The following is a 17119-nucleotide window of genomic DNA, read 5'->3' on the forward strand; positions in this document are numbered from 1 at the left end:
CGCTCCGCGGTGGCGGAGCGGGGCACGGCGTCGTGCGTCAGGCAGCCGGGCTCAGATCAGGTCCATCGCCGCGACCTCGTCGGGGCGGCCGTAGCTGACCGGGCCCTGGAAGCGGTGCCGGGCGGTGGCGAACCACCACACGGTGGCGATGACCAGCACCACGGCCAGCGCGATCGGCGCGTAGTTGAACGAGCTGGGGGTGATGGGGGACGCCTGCGGCAGCATGAACAGCACGTTGCTCAGCACGATCCAGACCACCGCGACGGCCGCCACCGGCTTGCCCCAGCGGCCCAGGTTCCACGGCCCCGGCTGGAAGGTGTCCAGCCGCAGCCGCAGGAAGATCGGGACGCCGTACGCGAGGAAGAGGCCGACGACGTTGACGCTGACGATGGCGGTGAAGGCGGTGTGCGACCACCAGCCGGGGATCACCAGCACCAGTGAGCAGGCGGCGGCGAGCCAGACGGCCTTGACGGGCGTACGGGTGCGCGGGGAGACCGAGTGCCACCAGCGCGAGCCGGGCATCGCGCCGTCCCGCGAAAAGGCGAAGATCTGCCGGGTGTTGCTCGTCATATTGGCCAGCCCGCAGAAGAGCATCGCGCCGATCACGATCAGCAGCAGGAACTTGGCGGTGCCGGTGCCGAGCGCGTCGATCAGAATCTGTACGGGCGGTGCGTCAGCGGCCGCCTCCGCTCCGTAATCACGAATGGCATAGACCAGCGCGAGCATGAGGATGAGGCCGGTGAGCGCCGAGTAGCCGATCGCCCGCATGATTCCCTTGGGGGCGTTGACGGTGGCTCCCACCGTTTCCTCCGACATGTGGAAACTGCCGTCGAAACCGGTGAAGGTCCAGCTGGTGACGAGCAGGCCCAGCAGTGCGCCGTAAAGTCCGTTCGTGAAGCCGGTGTTGTTGGCGAAATGCGTCACGAACGACGCGTCCTGGTGGTGGTCCGGCAGCACGGTCAGGGCCACCACGATGACCACCATGCCGATCAGCAGCCACCACACCGAGATGCGGTTCAGGATCGCGACCAGGTGCACGGTGTAGGTGTTGGCCAGCGCCTGGACCAGCAGGATCGCCGCCGTGATGAGCACCGTGCGCTGCTCGGAGACCTGGTACGAGGGCCACTGCATGGCGAGGAACGCCTGGATGAAGGTGGCCGCCGCGTAACCGGTCGCGGCCGTCCCGCCGACCTGGCCCACGAAGTTCAGCCAGCCGGTGTACCAGGACCACGCGCCGCGGTGCCGTTTGGCGAGCTTGCCCGCCGAGAAATACAGCGCGCCGCTCGTGGGATAGGCGGAGGTGATTTCCGCCATCGAGGCGCCGATGAACAGCACGAGAATCGACACCGCGATCCAGCCGAACACCAGGATGCGCGGACCGCCGGCATTCATGCCGAATCCGAAGGACGAAAAGATCCCGGATATGATGTTGATGATCGTGAAGGAGATCGCGAAATTGTCGAAGGCGCGGAATCTCCGGGTGAGTTTCCGCGGATACCCCATCGCGTGCAGGGTGGCGTCATCATCCAGGGCGGCCGGCGCGGCCGCCGGGTTCTTTCGGGTGCGCACCCGCGAGAGGAATGCGGAATCGGACGCGGAGTCGGACACGGACGTACCTTTCTGGGGGGACGGGCGGTGCGCGCCGGCAGCACGGTGGGGGGAGCCGGCGGTGGAGAACCGGTTCAGGAGGAGTCCGGCGCGTGCGGGACCGGCAGCCCGCAGCGGCGCCGCGCCCTGCTCAGCTGCTCGGCCGGGTCGCCGAACGCGCTCCAGGGCATCCGCGAGGCGTACGGGCCCATGGCCGTGAAGACCGCCCGCGCCTCGAACTCGTGCCGCGCCATGGTCAGCGCGTGCGCCAGGTACGCCAGGTCCAGCACCGGCGTGAAGCGGTAACCGGCCACCTCCGGCAGCCAGTTCTGGTAGATCCGCAGCGCCGTCGACCGCCACTGCGGCTGCTCCCACGTACGGTCGGCCAGCGGCGCGCGCGGGTCGTACTCCTCGACCACGGCCACCAGCGGCAGCAGCCGCAGCGCCGAGGTGGCCGGCGCGCGCTGCGCGAGGAAGGCGGCGACGTCCCACGCGGCGCCCGCCGAACCGCCGTACCGGGCGAAGAAGCAGGAGAGGAAGCGGTGGTGGGCCTCGCGGTGCCAGGGGTCCAGCCGCAGGATGTGCGCGAACAGCGACCACGGGCCGGGCGGCGCGGTGATCAGCCCCTCGGGCGCCGGGTCCAGATGGCGCTGGAAGCGGGCCAGCGCGAGCTTGGCGGCCCACGGCGTGGGGTCCATCGGTGCCAGCTCCGCCGCCCGGTCGCAGGCCGACAGGGCTATCCGGCTCAGCGCGCCGGCGTGCCGGTCCTGCGTCTCGGCGGCCCGGCAGGCGCGCAGCGCCGCGACCCGCGCCCACAACAGCGCGGCCTCGGTGCCCGGTTCCTCGGCGAGCCAGCGCTCGGTCAGGTCGGAATCGGCCGCTTCGGAGGCGAGCACCAGAGAACGGTGCGCGCGTACCGCGAAATCGCGGCGGGTCTCGCGCAGCACCTCACGGGCGCTGAAGTAGCGTCCGGCGCGCACATCCACACAGGCGCTCGCCAGCCGGCGATCGTCGGCCGCCGGGTGCCATACGTACTGCCCTTCGAACAGGCCAGCGGCCATGCTGGGTGCCGTTCCTTCCCCGTTACCGACGTTGTGGAATTACGGAGCCCGCGGCGCAGCCGGAATTGCTCCGGGGCCCGACTGACGCCACACCTTACTCAGGTGCCACACGGACCGAAACCAGGCACTCGAGCAACCAATTTTTATCCGACGGAGTGTCAACAAGTTTTCCGCTCAACGGACTCGGCGCCGAGCCCGGAAAATCGTTGGCGGCGGCGGGCGGCCCGCCCTAGGGTGAGCAACGTCCGCCGAGCCCCGCGGACTTCACGGACGACGAACGAGGAGGTGTGGACCGATGGCTGTCATCGCGCAGGCCCCTGCCCGCATTCGCAAGTGCCTCAATCACATCTCCGTGGTCCCCGGCTGACCTCGACTTTTCCGCCGGCCCGCCGTCGCGCGCGCCCGCTGCCGGGACCACCCGTTCGGAAGGGTCATCCCGTTGTCCGACGTCACCGCTGCGCACCCCCTCACGCCCTACGGCTGGGACGAGGGGCACGCGCGGGAATTCGCCCCGTACGCCGCACAGGGCCTGCTGCCCGGCCGCCTCGTGCGCATCGACCGCGGCCGGGTGGACGCGGTCGTGCCGGACGCCGACGGCGTCCGCACCGTCCTCGCCTCCACCGCGCTCGTGGCCACGAGCGACCCGCTCAAGGTCCCGTGCACCGGCGACTGGGCCGTCATCGACCCCGGCGGCGGCCCGGACGCCGTCGTCCGCGCACTGCTCCCGCGGCGGACGGCCCTGGTGCGGTCCGCCTCCTCCAAGCGGTCCGAGGGCCAGGTCCTGGCCGCCAACATCGACACCGCCGTCGTCGCCGTCTCGCTCGCCGAGCCGCTCGACCTCGGCCGCGTCGAGCGCTTCGTCTCCCTCGCCTGGGAGAGCGGCGCCACCCCGCTCGTCGCCCTGACCAAGGCGGACCTGGTGCCGGACGACCGGGGCCTGGCGCACCTGGCCGCCGACGCCGAGGGCGCGGCACCCGGCGTGCAGGTACTGCCGGTCAGCGCCGCCACCGGCGCCGGGCTGGACGTCCTCACCGCGGCGCTGGCCGGCGGCACCGCCGTCCTGCTCGGCCGGTCCGGGGCCGGCAAGTCCACCCTCGCCAACGCGCTGGTCGGCGCCGACGTGCAGCACGTGCACGCGGTACGCGACCGGGACGGCAAGGGCCGGCACACCACGACCACCCGTGACCTGCTGATGCTGCCCGCCGGCGGGGTGCTGATCGACACTCCGGGGCTGCGCGGCGTCGGCATGTGGGACGCCGGGGACGGCCTCGCGCGCACCTTCACCGACGTCGAGGAGCTGGCAGCGGAGTGCCGGTTCCACGACTGCGCGCACACCACCGAGCCCGGCTGTGCGGTGCTGGCCGCTGTGGACTCCGGCGCGCTGCCGGAACGCCGGCTGGCCAGCTACCGCAAGCTGCTGCGCGAGAACCAGTACCTGGTCGCCAAGACCGACGCCCGGCTCCGCGCCGAGCTGCGCAGGGACTGGAAGCAGAAGCAGGCGCTCGGCCGCCACCTGGCCGAGCGGAAGCGGGGGACACGGCACTGACGCCGGGCGTCCGGGCCGCCCGCAGCGGGCGGCCCGAACGCCATGTCCGATTCCCGCCGGAAGCGGCCGCCCCGATCCCGCACACTGGACGGTATGGAGGACGAAAGCAGCAGGTACGAGGCGGTGGCGAGCCGGGACGCGCGCTTCGACGGAGAATTCTTCTTCGCCGTGGTGACGACCGGCATCTACTGCCGCCCGAGCTGCCCGGCGGTCACCCCGAAGCGGGAGAACGTCCGGTTCTTCCCCTCCGCCGCCGCGGCCCAGGGCGCCGGCTTCCGGGCCTGCCGCCGTTGCCGCCCGGACGCGGTCCCCGGCTCGGCCGGCTGGAACGTCCGCGCCGACCTGGTGGGCCGCGCGATGCGGCTCATCGACGACGGCGTGGTCGACCGCGACGGCGTCGCGGGCCTCGCGGCCCGGCTCGGCTACAGCCCCCGCCAGGTGCAGCGCCAGCTCACCGCCGAGCTGGGCGCCGGCCCGGTGGCCCTCGCCCGCGCCCGCCGCGCGCACACCGCCCGGATCCTGCTGCAGACCACCGCGCTGCCCGTCACCGAGCTGGCCTTCGCCGCCGGTTTCGCCAGCGTCAGGCAGTTCAACGCCACCATGCGGGAGATCTACGGCAGCACGCCCAGCGACCTGCGCGCCGCCGCCCGCGGCCGCACCGCAGGCACCGGCCACGGCACGCCCGGCGGCATCCCGCTCCGGCTCGCCTTCCGCGGCCCGTACGCCGCGCGGGAGATCTTCGACGACCTCGCCGAGGCGGCCGTGCCCGGCATCGAGGAGGTCACCGGCGCGGCCGGCGCCCGCACGTACCGCCGCACCCTGCGCCTGACGTACGGCACCGGCATCGCCGAGGTCGGCGAGCGGCCCGGCCGGTCCGGCGGCCGGGCCGGGTCCGGCTGGCTCGACTGCCGGCTGCACCTCACCGACCTGCGCGACCTCCCGGCCGCGAGCCAGCGGCTGCGCCGCCTGTTCGACCTGGACGCCGACCCGTACGCGGTCGCCGCCCGGCTGTCCGCCGACCCGCTGCTCCGGCCACTGGTCGCCGCGCGGCCCGGACTGCGCTCGCCGGGCGCGGCCGACCCCGCCGAGCAGGCGGTGCGCACCGTCCTGGGCGGGGGCCCGGAGCGCGCAGCGGCCCTCGTACGGGCGTACGGCAAGCCCCTGGACACGCCCGACGGCACGCTCACCCACCTCTTCCCGGCCCCCGCCGAGCTGGCCGGGGCCGACGTGGCCGCGGGCGTACGGGCGCTGTGCGCCGCGCTCGCCGACGGCACCGTCGACATCGGCGCGGGCGCGGACCGGGACGCCGCCGAGCGGGCCCTCGCCGCGCTGCCGGGCGTCGGCCCGGCCGCCGCCGCGGTCATCAGGCGGCGCGCGCTGGGCGACCCCGACGTGGGCCCGCCGGACGCCGGGCCGGAGGCGGAGCGCCGGCGCCCGTGGCGCTCGTACGCCCTGCAGCACCTCCGCCACGCGGGCCGCACGGCCGCTGCCGCCGACCCCGCAGAACACCGCCCCGAGACGCACCGCCCCGAAGAGCACCGCTCCGGGAAGCACCGCCCCGCAGACCACCCCGAAGCCTCCGAACCGAAGGACACCGGCGACCATGCCGCTCTACACGCTGCTTGACAGCCCGCTCGGCCCGCTCACCCTCGTCGGCGAACCCGCCGCCGACGCCCCCGGCGGCACGGTGCTCACCTCGCTCTCCGTGCCGGACCAGAAGGGCGGCGTCGTGCCCGCGGCGGACTGGACCCGCGAACCGGCGGCCTTCGCCGAGGCGGCCCGGCAGCTCACCGAGTACTTCGCGGGCGAGCGCCGGGAGTTCGCGCTCGCCCTGTCCGCACGCGGCACGGCCTTTCGCGAGCGGGTCTGGGCGGCGCTGGACGGCGTGCCGTACGGCGAGACCGTCAGCTACGGCGAGATCGCCCGCCGCATCGGTGCGTCCCGGCCCGCCGTACGGGCCATCGGCACCGCGATCGGTGCCAACCCGCTGCTCGTCCTGCGACCCTGCCACCGCGTCATCGGCGCGGACGGCTCGCTCACCGGCTACGCGGGCGGCCTGGACCGCAAGCGCGCGCTGCTGTCCCTGGAGGGCGTCGCCGCGGCCGGCTGACCCGTGCGCGGAGCACTCTTTTGTGCACTGTTTCCCGGCCTGCCGCCGATGGACAATACGGGGCATGACGCAGCAGGGGGACACCCGCGGACATGAGGACGACTGGTGGCGCGAGCTGTACGAAGGGGACGGCGGCACGCCCGGTGACGCGGGGCCCTCGGCCGCGCCCGACTCGCTCGACGACCGCGTGCACTCCGCGTTGCGCGCGGTCGGCGCCGCCGGCCCCGGGCCGGTGCCGGGCCCCGCGCCCGCCGCTGACCCGCCGCCACCGCGCACCACCGCCCCGCAGCCACCGCCCGCCGCCGCGCCGGCCGCCGAATCCGGGCCCCGGCCCGCGCCGCCCCGGTCCGCCGTACCGCCCGCGCCGCCGCCCGTCGTGGAGTTCGTCGGCGACCGGCCGCCCACGTACGCGCCCGAGCCGGTCGCGCTGCCCGACGCCGACCCGGCCGACCTCGCCTCGCTGGTGCCGGACACCGAGCTGGACGGCGCGCAGTACGGCACGCTCACGCTGCGCGCCGCCTCCGTGCGCGGCGACTCGGCCCGGTACCGCGGCGACCCGCGCCGCGACGCGCTGCTCACCGCCCGCTTCGGCACCGGCCGGCAGACCCCTGATACTGGTCGCCGTCGCCTCCGGCCCGCACGCCTCGCCCGCGGGGCACCGCGCGGCGCGGGACGCCTGCCACTGGATCGGCGCCGCCGTCGGCCGCTCCGGCGCCCGGCTGGCCGACGACATCCGGGCCGGCCGCCGCGAAGCCCTCAAGTCCGGGCTGCAGCGGCTCACCGACCGCTGCACCGGCCGGCTGCGGGCGCGCGCCGCCGAGCTGGGCCTGGAGCCGCACGAGTACACCGCCGCGCTGCGCTGCCTGTTGCTGCCCGCCGACCCGGCCTGCCGGACCCGGGTCTTCTTCGGCCTCGGCGCGGGCGGCCTCTTCCGGCTCCGGGACGGCGTCTGGCAGGACCTGGAGCCGCCGCTGCCGCCGGAGGACGCGGCCGGCGGGCCGGTCGTCGGGTACGGCACCCGGCCGTCCGGCATCCCGGCGCAGCGCGCCCGGACCGCCGGGCCTGAGCCGACGATGGACCTCGGCGTCGTCCGGAAGCCGGCCGCGCCCGGGGCCGACGGGTCCGCCGGTGAGGCCGCCGACGGGACCGGCCCCGAGGAGACCGGAGCGGCCGGTGAACCGTTCCGCTTCCGCGCCTCCGTGGCCCGACCCGGCGACACCCTGCTGCTGTGCAGCGCGGGCCTCGCCGAGCCGCTGCGCGAGGCGCCGGACTTCGCCGCGCGGCTGGCCGGGCGGTGGGCCGAGACCGAGCCGCCGGGCCTGGCCGCCTTCCTGGCCGACGCCCAGCTGCGTCTGAAGGGCCATGCGAAGGACCGCACGGCGGCGGCGGTCTGGGACGGCTGACCGGCAGCCGGGGGACGGCGGGGACCGGCCCGCGGCAACGCCGTACGCCTTCCGGGGCCGCCCCGGGGTGGAGTGGTAGAACCGAACCGATGCCGCAAAGGCGGGCAAAAGCACCGCGGGCGGCGCGAGCCACTGATCCCCACCCGAAGGGCGTGCGCGCGATGGCGAAGCAGACCGTGGCCGAGCAGTTCGTCGACATCCTGGCGCGCGCCGGGGTCAAGCGGCTCTACGGAGTCGTCGGCGACAGCCTGAACCCCGTCGTCGACGCCATCCGCCGCACCTCGGCCGTCGAGTGGGTCCAGGTCCGGCACGAGGAGGTCGCGGCGTTCGCGGCCGGGGCCGAGGCCCAGATCACCGGCCGGCTCGCGGCCTGCGCCGGCTCCTGCGGCCCGGGCAACCTCCACCTGATCAACGGCCTCTTCGACGCGCACCGTTCGATGGCTCCCGTCCTGGCCCTGGCCTCGCACATCCCCTCCAGCGAGATCGGCACGAGCTTCTTCCAGGAGACCCACCCCGACCAGCTCTTCCAGGAGTGCAGCCACTACTGCGAACTGATCTCCACCACCCGGCAGATGCCGCGCGTCCTGCAGACCGCGATCCAGCACGCGGTGGGCCGCAGCGGCGTCTCGGTGGTCGCGCTGCCCGGCGACGTGGCGGGCGAGCCGGCCCCGGAGCGCGCCGAGGAGCACGCGCTCGTCACCTCACGGCCGACCGTACGGCCGGGCGACGCCGAGATCGCCCAGCTGGCCCGCATGATCGACGGGGCCGGCAAGGTCACGCTGTTCTGCGGCAGCGGTACGGCGGGTGCGCACGCCGAGGTCATGGAGCTGGCCGAGAAGATCAAGTCCCCGGTCGGGCACGCGCTGCGCGGCAAGGAGTGGATCCAGTACGACAATCCCTTCGACGTCGGGATGAGCGGTCTGCTCGGGTACGGCGCCGCCTACGAAGCCACGCACGAGTGCGACCTGCTGATCCTGCTCGGCACCGACTTCCCGTACAACGCCTTCCTGCCGAAGGACGTGCCGATCGTGCAGGTCGACGTGCGCCCCGAGCACCTCGGCCGCCGCTCCACGCTGGACCTGGCCGTCTGGGGCGACGTGCGCGAGACGCTGCGCTGCCTGACCCCGCTGGTCGCGGAGAAGAAGAACCGCCGCTTCCTGGACCGGATGCTGAAGAAGCACGCCGACGCGCTGGAGGGGGTCGTCAAGGCGTACACCCGCCGGGTCGACAAGCACGTGCCGATCCACCCGGAGTACGTGGCCTCCGTACTGGACGAGGAGGGCGCCGACGACGCGGTCTTCACGGTCGACACGGGCATGTGCAACGTCTGGGCGGCGCGCTACCTCACGCCCAACGGGCGCCGCCGGGTCATCGGTTCGTTCACCCACGGCTCCATGGCCAACGCGCTGCCGCAGGCCATCGGCGCGCAGCTCACCGACCGCCGGCGGCAGGTCGTCTCGATGTCGGGCGACGGCGGATTCTCCATGCTGATGGGCGACTTCCTCACCCTCGTCCAGTACAACCTGCCGGTGAAGGTGGTGCTCTTCAACAACTCCTCGCTCGGCATGGTCGAGCTGGAGATGCTGGTGGCCGGGCTGCCCTCGTACGGCACCGACAACCACAACCCCGACTTCGCGGCCATCGCCAGGGCGGCGGGCGCGTACGGCGTCCGGGTGGAGAAGCCCAAGCAGCTGCGGGGCGCGCTGCGGGACGCCTTCAAGCACAACGGGCCCGCGCTCGTCGACGTCGTCACCGACCCGAACGCGCTGTCCATCCCGCCGAAGATCAGCGCGGACATGGTGACCGGATTCGCGCTCTCCGCAGGGAAGATCGTGCTGGACGGCGGCGTGGGCCGGATGGTGCAGATGGCCCGGTCCAACCTCCGCAACATCCCGCGCATGTGAGTCGTCCCCGTGCCGCGGGGCACATGCCCCCCGCCTGTGCCCGGCGGCGCCAGGAGCGGTCACGGGCTTCCTGGCTGCGCCGGGCCGCCGTAGCCCGCCGGACGTGGGCGTAGACGCACCGGGCCGTTCGGCGGACCGGCCGTCTCGACGGCTCCGCCGGGCCGCGCGGCACCGGCTGCGGCAGCGGACCGGTCGGCAGCGGGGGCGAATTCGGCCTACGGACGGCGGTGCGGCGGCCGCCCTCCCGCCCTTGTCATGTCGGCGGGGCCGGGCCTTGGTCGGGACCAGCCGGGCATCGTATGGCATATGCGGAAGCATGGGGCGAAGCTTGGCGTGCGGCCCGGTGGGCATGCATCGCCGTGAGGTTGTCCGGAAGATCGGGGACACGGGAACGCTCGGGGCGGGGAGGATGAATCGTCAGCCTGTACGGGGCGAACCACTGCACGGACGGGTCGACGGGCCGATCGCCGGACCCGTCGACGGCCGTATCGACACATGGACCGGCGGGCAGCGGCCGAGGGCCGTCCGGCGCCGGCTGCGCCACGCCGATCTCACGGCGGTGGCGGACGTCCGCAAGGACCTGCGCCAACTGCTGCTCCACTGGGGGGAGACGGGCAGGTCGGACATTGCCGAACTGCTCATCAGCGAGCTGGTGACCAATGCCCTGGTGCACACCGACCGGGGCGCCGTGGTCACCGTCACGGTGACCGACCGGCTGCGGGTGGAAGTACGGGACTTCGTGTCCCGCCGCCCGCGGCCCCGCAGACCGACCGCCGACGGCACGTCGGGGAGGGGGCTGATGCTGGTGCGCTCGCTCGCCGACGCCTGGGGCATACGGATGCACGGGGTCGGCAAGAGCGTGTGGTTCGAACTGGGCGGCACGGCGGCCTGAGGGCCGGCGCCCGGAACGCGTGACGTGCGGCGGGCCGCCCCTCGGGGCGGCCCGCCGCACCGCTGTCACCGTCCGCTCAGCCGAACTGCCGCTCGATCTCGGCGAGCTTCTCCTCCAGGGAGTCCAGCCGCGGGATCGTCTGCGTGTCGTCCTCGGCGGTGAGGTCGACGGTCCGCCCGCCCGGCCGCTCGGCACCGCCGTCGGCACGTCCCGTGACCGCCTTCAGCGTGGGGCGCGAGCGGGCCGCGCCGCCGGCGGGCTCGGCACCGGCCGGTGAGCCGTCGGGCGCGGCACCCTCCGCCGCCCGGCCCGCCGACGCCGGCGCCTCGATCGCCTGGCTCTCCAGGGCCGGGGCACCGGACTGCTGCGCCGCGGTACGCGCCGGCTCCACGGCCGGCACCTGGCGGGCGCCGCGGCCCCAGCGGTGCTGCCGGTTCAGCGCCCGCACCCGGGCCCGGTCCAGCTTCCGGTGCTCGCGCCGGCGCCGCCGGGTCCGCTCCCGCTCGCGGCGGTCCTCGCGCACCTCCTCGACCGCCTCGTCCAGGCTGCGCACGCCCTCCAGCAGCATCAGCGACCAGGCGGCGAAGGTCTCGCGCGGGGCACGCAGCCAGCGGACCATGCGGATCTGCGGCAGCGGCCGCGGGACCAGGCCCTGTTCGCGCAGGGCCGCCCGGCGGGTCTGCTTCAGCGCCCGGTCGAAGAGGACCGCGGCCGACAGCGACATGCCCGCGAAGAACTGCGGAGCGCCCGCGTGGTCCAGGCCGCGCGGCGCGTGCACCCAGTTGAACCACGCGGCGGCGCCGGCGAACGTCCACACCAGCATCCGGGAGCCGAGCGCGGCGTCACCGTGGCTGGCCTCGCGCACGGCCAGTACGGAGCAGAACATCGCGGCGCCGTCCAGGCCGAAGGGCACCAGGTACTCCCAGCCCCCGGAGAGGCTGAGGTTCTGCCGGCCGAAGCCGACCAGGCCGTGGAAGGAGAGCGCGGCGGCCACCGCGGCGCAGCAGAAGAGCAGGAGGTAGGACGCCGAGCCGTAGACGGCCTCCTTGCGCCGCCGCCGCTCCTCGCTGCGCTCCCAGGAGTCGTCGGCCGCCTTCTGTGTGGCGTGCCTGCCGCGCAGGACGACCGCGACGGCCGCCGAGACGCCGATGAGCAGCAGGGCTCCCGGGACGAGCCAGTCCAGCGATATGTCCGTCATCTTCATTGGGACCCCTTGCATCGCGGTACGCGTTTTCGCGCGACATCCTGGCGGAGCCGGCTGGTTCCGCAGGGGTTTTCGGGGCAAGAGAACGCCAAGGAGGCGCACCGGTCAGCCGGGAGGGGTGAAGTGTTCGTACACCCGTGAGAAGGACGGCGGTTGAGTTCGATTGCCGCCACTCGATCGGGTGACGGTGGGGTGAGGGGAGCCGAGGGCTCCGTTCCGGCCGCCCCTCGGGCGTCCCCCGGCCGCCCGGACGGCGGCCGCTCCGGCCGGGGGACGGTCAGGCGGTCGCGGTGAGGCGGGCGACGCGGTCCGCGTCGCAGGTGCGGGGGCAGGTGACGCAGGTGTCCTCGGGGCGGACCGTGTAGAACATGCAGCAGCTCGCACGGTCGCGCGTGGGCAGCTTCTCCCCGGCCGGGCCGGTCAGTTCGCGGAAGCCCGCGCCGCCGACGTACGGCGCCGTCGCGCCGGGCAGCAGGCGCTCGACTTCGGCCACGGCGCGCGGCTCCTCGCCGAGCAGATGGCCGAGGTACCACAGCCCCTCGACGACCTCGTCCGTCGCCATGCCCCACAGGGCGCGCGGCCCGCGCCGCACGCGGGGGCGGAAGCCGTCCAGCACGGGCGCGAGGTGCTCGGCGACCGCGGCCCGCACCTCCGCGCGCAGCGCTTCCTCGTCGGCCACGACCACCGCGCCCGGCAGCTCGGCCGCCGGATCGCCGGGCAGGCACGCGAAGGACGTGATCCGTACGGCCGTACGGCCCATCTCGCGCGGGAAGAACACCGCGTCGGCGGGCAGCCGCGGCACCCGGCGGTGCAGGAACCACGGCATGGTGATCAGCAGGCAGGCCGGCCAGGCGTAGCGGTGCAGACCGAAGCTGGCGACGACGTCAGGGCGTGCCTGCGTGCCGTAGTTCTTGACCACCTGCGCGTCGTCCCAGGCCAGGAAGGCGTCCAGGGCCGCGCCGCCGGCCGCCAGGGCCGCCGCCGAGGTCCAGCCCTCGCCGGCCGGGGCCGCGTCCTCCGGGCCCAGTTCGGTGACCCGCAGGCCCGGGAACACCTCGCTGAGCCGGGCATAGGCACCGGTCACGGGGGAAGGGGACGGCGGGGCGGCGAGGACGGAAGAAGCCATGCGGAGGACCACCGAATCGCTGTCGTTGGCAGGTAAGGCTTACCTTAGCGGAAGACTCCGGGGTTTGACCTGTGGCGGGGGCCGCCTAGGGTGCACAAGGACATCTGGAGGTACCCCATGGAGCAGCGCGCGGCGGAGCAGCCCCCGCGGATACGCGCCCGCGTGCCCGCCCAGGGGAGCGCCGAGGCGGGACGCGCACGCCACCCCGCCGACGCGGACGGCGCCCAGCGGCTGTCCGCGGCACCGGCGTCCGGCGGCACCCGCGCGGACGCCGAGCCCGCGGCCCTCACCCACGCCGTGCCCGCACCGCGCCCCGCGGCGCCCGTCCGCAAGCCGCAGCGCCACTCCGTGCGCGCCCAGGTGCTCGCGGCGCTCCGCGAGGCCCTGCTCTCCGGCGAGCTGACACCCGGCGCCGTCTATTCGGCCCCCGCGCTCGCCGAGAGCTTCGGTGTGTCACCCACCCCGGTCCGCGAGGCGATGCAGCAGCTCGCGGTCGAGGGCGCCGTCGAGGTGGTGCCGAACCGCGGCTTCCGGGTCGCCGAGCGCACCCCGCGCGACCTCGCCGAGCTGGCCGAGGTGCGGGCGATGCTGGAGGTCCCGGCCGTGCTGCGGCTGGCCCGTACGCTGCCGCCCGAGCGCTGGGAGGAGCTGCGCCCGCAGGCCGCCGCGACCGTCACGGCCGCGGGCCACGGCGACTGCGTGGCGTACGCGGAGGCCGACCGGGCCTTCCACCGCGCGCTCCTCGCGCTGACCGGCAACCGGCAGCTGGCCCTCGTCGCCGACGACCTGCACCGCCGTACGGTCTGGCCCTGCGGCGGCGCCGCGGTGGGCGTCGCCGACCTGCTGGCCGACGCCGCCGACCACATGGCGCTCCTCGACGCCCTGGCGGCCCAGGACCCGGCCCTCGCCGAGCGCATCATCCGCGACCACCTCACGGGCGCCCGCTTCCCGCACTGATCCCTTCCCGGACCGGTCCGGGCGCCGCTCCCGGGCCCGGGGCGGGCTACGCCGCCGTCGTCAGGTGGCCGGCGAGCCAGGTGGGGACGCCGCCCATGAGGCGGAAGAGCCGGGCGGCCTCGGCGCGCAGCCGCGGGGCCTCCTCTTCGGGGGCGGCGTCGGCGAGCGCGGCGAGCGCGGGGGCCGTGCCGATGAGGTAGCCCAGCTCCTCGCGAATGCGCAGCGACTCGGCGAAGCCGTGCCGGGCCTCCGCCAGCTCACCGTCGCGCAGCGCGAGTCCGGCCAGGTGGCGCCAGGTGAAGGAGAGCAGCAGCGGGTCGTCGTGCGCGGTGGCGGCGGCGTGCGCGCGGCGGTAGGCGGCGCGGGCCGACTGCGGGCTGTCGACCAGGTGCTCGGCCATCAGGCCGCGCCGGAAGTCCAGCAGCGCGCGGCCCACGGCGGCCGGGTGCAGCAGCGCGGCGGCCCGGCCGAGCGCCGCCCTGGCCTCGTCGGCGCGGTCCCGTACGCCCAGGACGGTGGCGGCGTAGGCGAGGTGGCCGCGCTCGCAGGCCGCGTCGCCGCGTTCGTCGTCGGTGGTCGCGCGGGCCTCGGCGTGCCGCAGGGCGTCCTCCGCCTCGGCCCAGCCGGCGCAGGTGAACATGCACCGCTCCACCAGGAGCGCCGCGCGGCGCAGCGCGGTGGGCGCGTGCTCGGCGTGCGGTTCCAGCAGTGCGGCCGCGTCCTCCCAGCAGCCGCGGGAGCGGAGCCGCCAGACGGCCCGGTCCAGTGGGTCGTCCCCCTCGGCGGTCGGGCCCGCCGTCCTCGCTCCCGGCAGTCCCGTCACCGGTGCACCCGGCACCGGCAGTCGTTCGACGGGCCCTCCGGGCCCGTCCGATTCCGCAGATTCCGGCATGGCGGTATCCGCCACGTTGCCCTCCCCAAGCGCACCTTTGAGCTGGACTGGAAGCAGTGGGCGAATCTCAGCACGAATGGCGGCGCGGGGCCAAGGGGTTGAGTGAATGATTTCACAATCTCCGGTGGACCGTGTACAGCGCGGAGTTGAGCCGTCCGCGAGGCCCGCCGTTGCCGTTCCGCGCGGGGTTCCGGCGGACGCGTTCCGGCCCCGTACGCGCTGACCTGGCGCTTCGATCGCGGCCGCGGCGGCGCGGGAAAGCCGCCCGAAAGGATGATTCGGAGTCACGCCGCCGGGTGCGCCGTGCGTCCGGCGCCGTCCGCCCTCCGGCCCGCGTCCGGTGATCCCGTCGCCCGGTCACGCTGACGGACGCGGCGGTGGACGCCTGGCGGGGACGGGACCGGCTGATCGCGGGGGCCGCGGCGCGCGCCGGGACGCGCGCCGGGTGACGCACGTGTCGAGGGGCGGGCCTCACCGGCGGCCCGGCCTCACTCCCAGGGGATGTTCCGCCACGGGCTGGCCGGGTCGGTGGTGAGGATCCGGTGCGCGGTGACCATGTCCTCGTACCAGTGGCCGAATTCCTCCTCGTCGAACTGGAGGCAGCGCCCGAGGATGAAGCCGGCCGAGAAGTCCTCCCACGAGCGGTACGCGTTCCGGCTCGCCCGGCCGGCGCGCAGCACGGCCTGTTCCGCCTCCTGCAGGTCGCAGTAGCGGGCGCCCAGCCCCCAGCGGGCCATGCACGAGGCCCGCCCCAGGTCCCACGCCTCGACGGACCGGACGAACCCGCCCTCGGCCAGCACGCCGTCCGCGCGGAACCGCGCCTCGTAGCGCGCGATCCGGCCGATCAGCCGCTGCACCCCCGCGACCTGCGAGGCGACCTCCGCCTCGCCGGGCGGCTCGCTCTTCGTCACGCCGTCCGGGGTGATCCTGACCTCGGCGCCCTTCTCGGCGTTGTGCCGCAGCACCCGCTCGGCGACCCCGCGCCAGTGGTCCACGCTCACCGGGCCCGCGAAGTCCAGCGCGAGCGAGCGCCGCACCGCGAGCGCGAACTCCCAGACCTCGCTGACCATGTCGGCGGCGGTCAGCCGCTCCTGCGCCTGCTGCCAGCCCGCCCGGTCGGTGATGTTCCAGAACTCCGCGAGCGACTTCTTCGACGGGTAGTAGCCGCTGCCGTGGTACGCCATGGCGTTCCACGGCTCGCCGTTGCTGACGAACAGCAGCGCGCCGCAGGCGAGTCCGTGCGCCACCGGGCCGTGCAGCGGCCCGCCCACGTGCAGGGCGCGCAGCCCGGTCCGGGACTCGCCGGAGGCGGCGGCGTCCGCGGCGTGCCGCTGCCACAGGGCGCGGTGCTCGGGCGAGGTCGGGAAGTACGCCTCGCACGGGCTGCCGGGGTTGACGGCCAGCCACGGCGGGTCGTGCGCCTCCCAGTTGCGTGCGAACCAGTCCAGCGAGCCGGACCAGAAGACCGGGTCGGGGACGGGCGCCGGCAGCATGCCGATGGTGAAGGCGGCCAGGCACGGTGTCCCGGTCCGCTGGTCCCAGTACGGCTGGAAGCGCACCGTCCCCGGATGCGCGTCCGCCATGGCCCGGGAGTCGGCGATGAACAGCTCGGCGCGGGCCAGTACGTCGAAGTACGCCGCCCAGTCGCCGCGCGACTTCGCGTCGTACAGCTGCTGCTCCACCTCGCTCGGCGCCTGCCAGGCCGGTGCCGGTGCGGCCGGTCCCGGCTCGGCGGCCGCTCCCGGCCCGTCCGTCATCGCCATGGGAAAACCTTATCGAGCCGTGACCAGCGGTTGTGCGGGGCCCGGGGAGCGGTGCGCACGGGCCCGGGCCCTTCGGAGGGCGCGCTCACGTCATCCGCAGGGCGAGGAAGAAGTCCAGCTTGTCCTCCAGGCGGGACAGGTCGCGGCCGGTGAGCTGCTCGATGCGGCCGACCCGGTAGCGGAGCGTGTTGACGTGCAGGTGGAGCCGGCCGGCGCAGCGGGTCCAGGAGCCGTCGCTGTCGAGGAACGCCTCCAGCGTGGGGATCAGCTCGGCACGGTGCCGGCGGTCGTAGTCCCGCAGCGGGTCCAGGAGCCGGGCCGTGAAGGCGCGCCGCACGTCGTCGGGGACGAACGGGAGCAGCAGGACGTGCGAGGCCAGCTCCTCGTGGCCGGCCGCGCACACCGGGCCCGGCCGGGCCGCGGCGACCCGGCGGGCGTGCCGGGCCTCCTCCAGCGCGCCGCGCAGGCCCTCCGCCGAGTGCACGGCGGCGCTGACGCCGAGGGTGAGCCGGCCGTCGTCGGCCAGCCCGCGGGCCAGCGGCTCCTGGACGGCCGCCAGCAGGGCGTCCGCCTTGAGCCCCGTGGCCTTGGCCTCGCCCTCGTCCTCGGGCAGGGCGGGCAGCGGCACCAGGGCGACCGCCTCGTCACCCGTATGGGCTACGGCGATCCGGTCG

The 17119-nt window shown here is 75.0% G+C and carries 13 protein-coding genes and 1 pseudogene; 7 read left to right on the forward strand and 7 right to left on the reverse strand.

The features are described from left to right. Positions 1 to 51: 51 nt before the first annotated feature. Positions 52 to 1503: an amino acid permease gene (locus C3486_RS29100; RefSeq protein WP_103835773.1), complete on the reverse strand. Its 1452-nt coding sequence runs from the start codon at positions 1501 to 1503 to the stop codon at positions 52 to 54. Positions 1504 to 1682: 179 nt separating this feature from the next. Then, positions 1683 to 2648, reverse strand: coding sequence for a hypothetical protein (locus tag C3486_RS29105; protein WP_103835763.1), 966 nt, complete (start codon positions 2646 to 2648; stop codon positions 1683 to 1685). A 439-nt stretch (positions 2649 to 3087) separates the two neighbouring features. Here C3486_RS29105 and rsgA point away from each other — a divergent pair, with 439 nt between their 5' ends. From rsgA to C3486_RS29135, 6 genes and pseudogenes are all read left to right on the forward strand, one after another. Next, on the forward strand, positions 3088 to 4194 hold the full coding sequence (gene rsgA / locus C3486_RS29110; protein ID WP_103835764.1) for a ribosome small subunit-dependent GTPase A: 1107 nt from the start codon (positions 3088 to 3090) through the stop codon (positions 4192 to 4194). Between the two features lie 93 nt (positions 4195 to 4287). After that, positions 4288 to 5820 (forward strand): DNA-3-methyladenine glycosylase 2 family protein, encoded by a 1533-nt coding sequence (locus C3486_RS29115; protein ID WP_103835765.1) that lies wholly within the window; start codon positions 4288 to 4290, stop codon positions 5818 to 5820. Continuing rightward, the gene (locus C3486_RS29120) at positions 5798 to 6304 is read left to right on the forward strand and encodes a methylated-DNA--[protein]-cysteine S-methyltransferase (protein ID WP_103835766.1); all 507 of its coding nucleotides are present in this window, start codon (positions 5798 to 5800) and stop codon (positions 6302 to 6304) included. The genes C3486_RS29115 and C3486_RS29120 overlap by 23 nt, the downstream gene beginning before the upstream one ends. 64 nt (positions 6305 to 6368) lie before the next feature. Next, a pseudogene (locus C3486_RS29125) lies at positions 6369 to 7707 on the forward strand (protein phosphatase 2C domain-containing protein). A gap of 161 nt (positions 7708 to 7868) precedes the next feature. Beyond that, complete coding sequence (locus C3486_RS29130; protein WP_103835767.1) at positions 7869 to 9611, forward strand: pyruvate dehydrogenase; 1743 nt, start codon at positions 7869 to 7871, stop codon at positions 9609 to 9611. A gap of 409 nt (positions 9612 to 10020) precedes the next feature. After that, complete coding sequence (locus C3486_RS29135; RefSeq protein WP_103835768.1) at positions 10021 to 10503, forward strand: ATP-binding protein; 483 nt, start codon at positions 10021 to 10023, stop codon at positions 10501 to 10503. Between the two features lie 76 nt (positions 10504 to 10579). Here the strand turns inward: C3486_RS29135 and C3486_RS29140 are convergent, their stop codons facing one another. After that, positions 10580 to 11707, reverse strand: a complete 1128-nt coding sequence (locus tag C3486_RS29140) for a DUF2637 domain-containing protein (RefSeq protein ID WP_103835769.1) — start codon at positions 11705 to 11707, stop codon at positions 10580 to 10582. 277 nt (positions 11708 to 11984) lie between these two features. After that, positions 11985 to 12833, reverse strand: coding sequence for a (2Fe-2S)-binding protein (locus tag C3486_RS29145; protein WP_103835774.1), 849 nt, complete (start codon positions 12831 to 12833; stop codon positions 11985 to 11987). A 117-nt stretch (positions 12834 to 12950) separates the two neighbouring features. On the opposite strand from C3486_RS29145, the gene C3486_RS29150 reads away from it, so the two are divergent. Beyond that, the gene (locus tag C3486_RS29150; RefSeq protein WP_103835770.1) at positions 12951 to 13790 is read left to right on the forward strand and encodes a GntR family transcriptional regulator; all 840 of its coding nucleotides are present in this window, start codon (positions 12951 to 12953) and stop codon (positions 13788 to 13790) included. A 46-nt stretch (positions 13791 to 13836) separates the two neighbouring features. Here C3486_RS29150 and C3486_RS29155 read toward each other — a convergent pair whose 3' ends face one another. The 3 genes from C3486_RS29155 to C3486_RS29165 all read right to left on the reverse strand — a co-directional run. Then, positions 13837 to 14697 (reverse strand): hypothetical protein, encoded by an 861-nt coding sequence (locus C3486_RS29155; protein ID WP_374936931.1) that lies wholly within the window; start codon positions 14695 to 14697, stop codon positions 13837 to 13839. A gap of 473 nt (positions 14698 to 15170) precedes the next feature. Next, positions 15171 to 16445, reverse strand: coding sequence for a DUF1266 domain-containing protein (locus C3486_RS29160; protein ID WP_308461274.1), 1275 nt, complete (start codon positions 16443 to 16445; stop codon positions 15171 to 15173). An 85-nt stretch (positions 16446 to 16530) separates the two neighbouring features. Next, positions 16531 to 17119: CdaR family transcriptional regulator (locus C3486_RS29165; RefSeq protein WP_181138740.1), on the reverse strand; the 589-nt coding region annotated here is incomplete at its 5' end.

This window comes from Streptomyces sp. Ru73 (genome assembly GCF_002920575.1).
Lineage (GTDB): Bacteria > Actinomycetota > Actinomycetes > Streptomycetales > Streptomycetaceae > Streptomyces.

Bases quoted from the DNA above. Each gene is read 5' to 3' on its own strand.
- C3486_RS29100 (WP_103835773.1), bottom strand. From the start codon at position 1,503: ATGGGGTATCCGCGGAAACTCACCCGGAGATTCCGCGCCTTCGACAAT.
- C3486_RS29105 (WP_103835763.1), bottom strand. From the start codon at position 2,648: ATGGCCGCTGGCCTGTTCGAAGGGCAGTACGTATGGCACCCGGCGGCC.
- C3486_RS29115 (WP_103835765.1), top strand. From the start codon at position 4,288: ATGGAGGACGAAAGCAGCAGGTACGAGGCGGTGGCGAGCCGGGACGCG.
- C3486_RS29120 (WP_103835766.1), top strand. From the start codon at position 5,798: ATGCCGCTCTACACGCTGCTTGACAGCCCGCTCGGCCCGCTCACCCTC.
- C3486_RS29130 (WP_103835767.1), top strand. From the start codon at position 7,869: ATGGCGAAGCAGACCGTGGCCGAGCAGTTCGTCGACATCCTGGCGCGC.
- C3486_RS29135 (WP_103835768.1), top strand. From the start codon at position 10,021: ATGAATCGTCAGCCTGTACGGGGCGAACCACTGCACGGACGGGTCGAC.
- C3486_RS29140 (WP_103835769.1), bottom strand. From the start codon at position 11,707: ATGAAGATGACGGACATATCGCTGGACTGGCTCGTCCCGGGAGCCCTG.
- C3486_RS29145 (WP_103835774.1), bottom strand. From the start codon at position 12,833: ATGGCTTCTTCCGTCCTCGCCGCCCCGCCGTCCCCTTCCCCCGTGACC.
- C3486_RS29150 (WP_103835770.1), top strand. From the start codon at position 12,951: ATGGAGCAGCGCGCGGCGGAGCAGCCCCCGCGGATACGCGCCCGCGTG.
- C3486_RS29160 (WP_308461274.1), bottom strand. From the start codon at position 16,445: ATGGCGATGACGGACGGGCCGGGAGCGGCCGCCGAGCCGGGACCGGCC.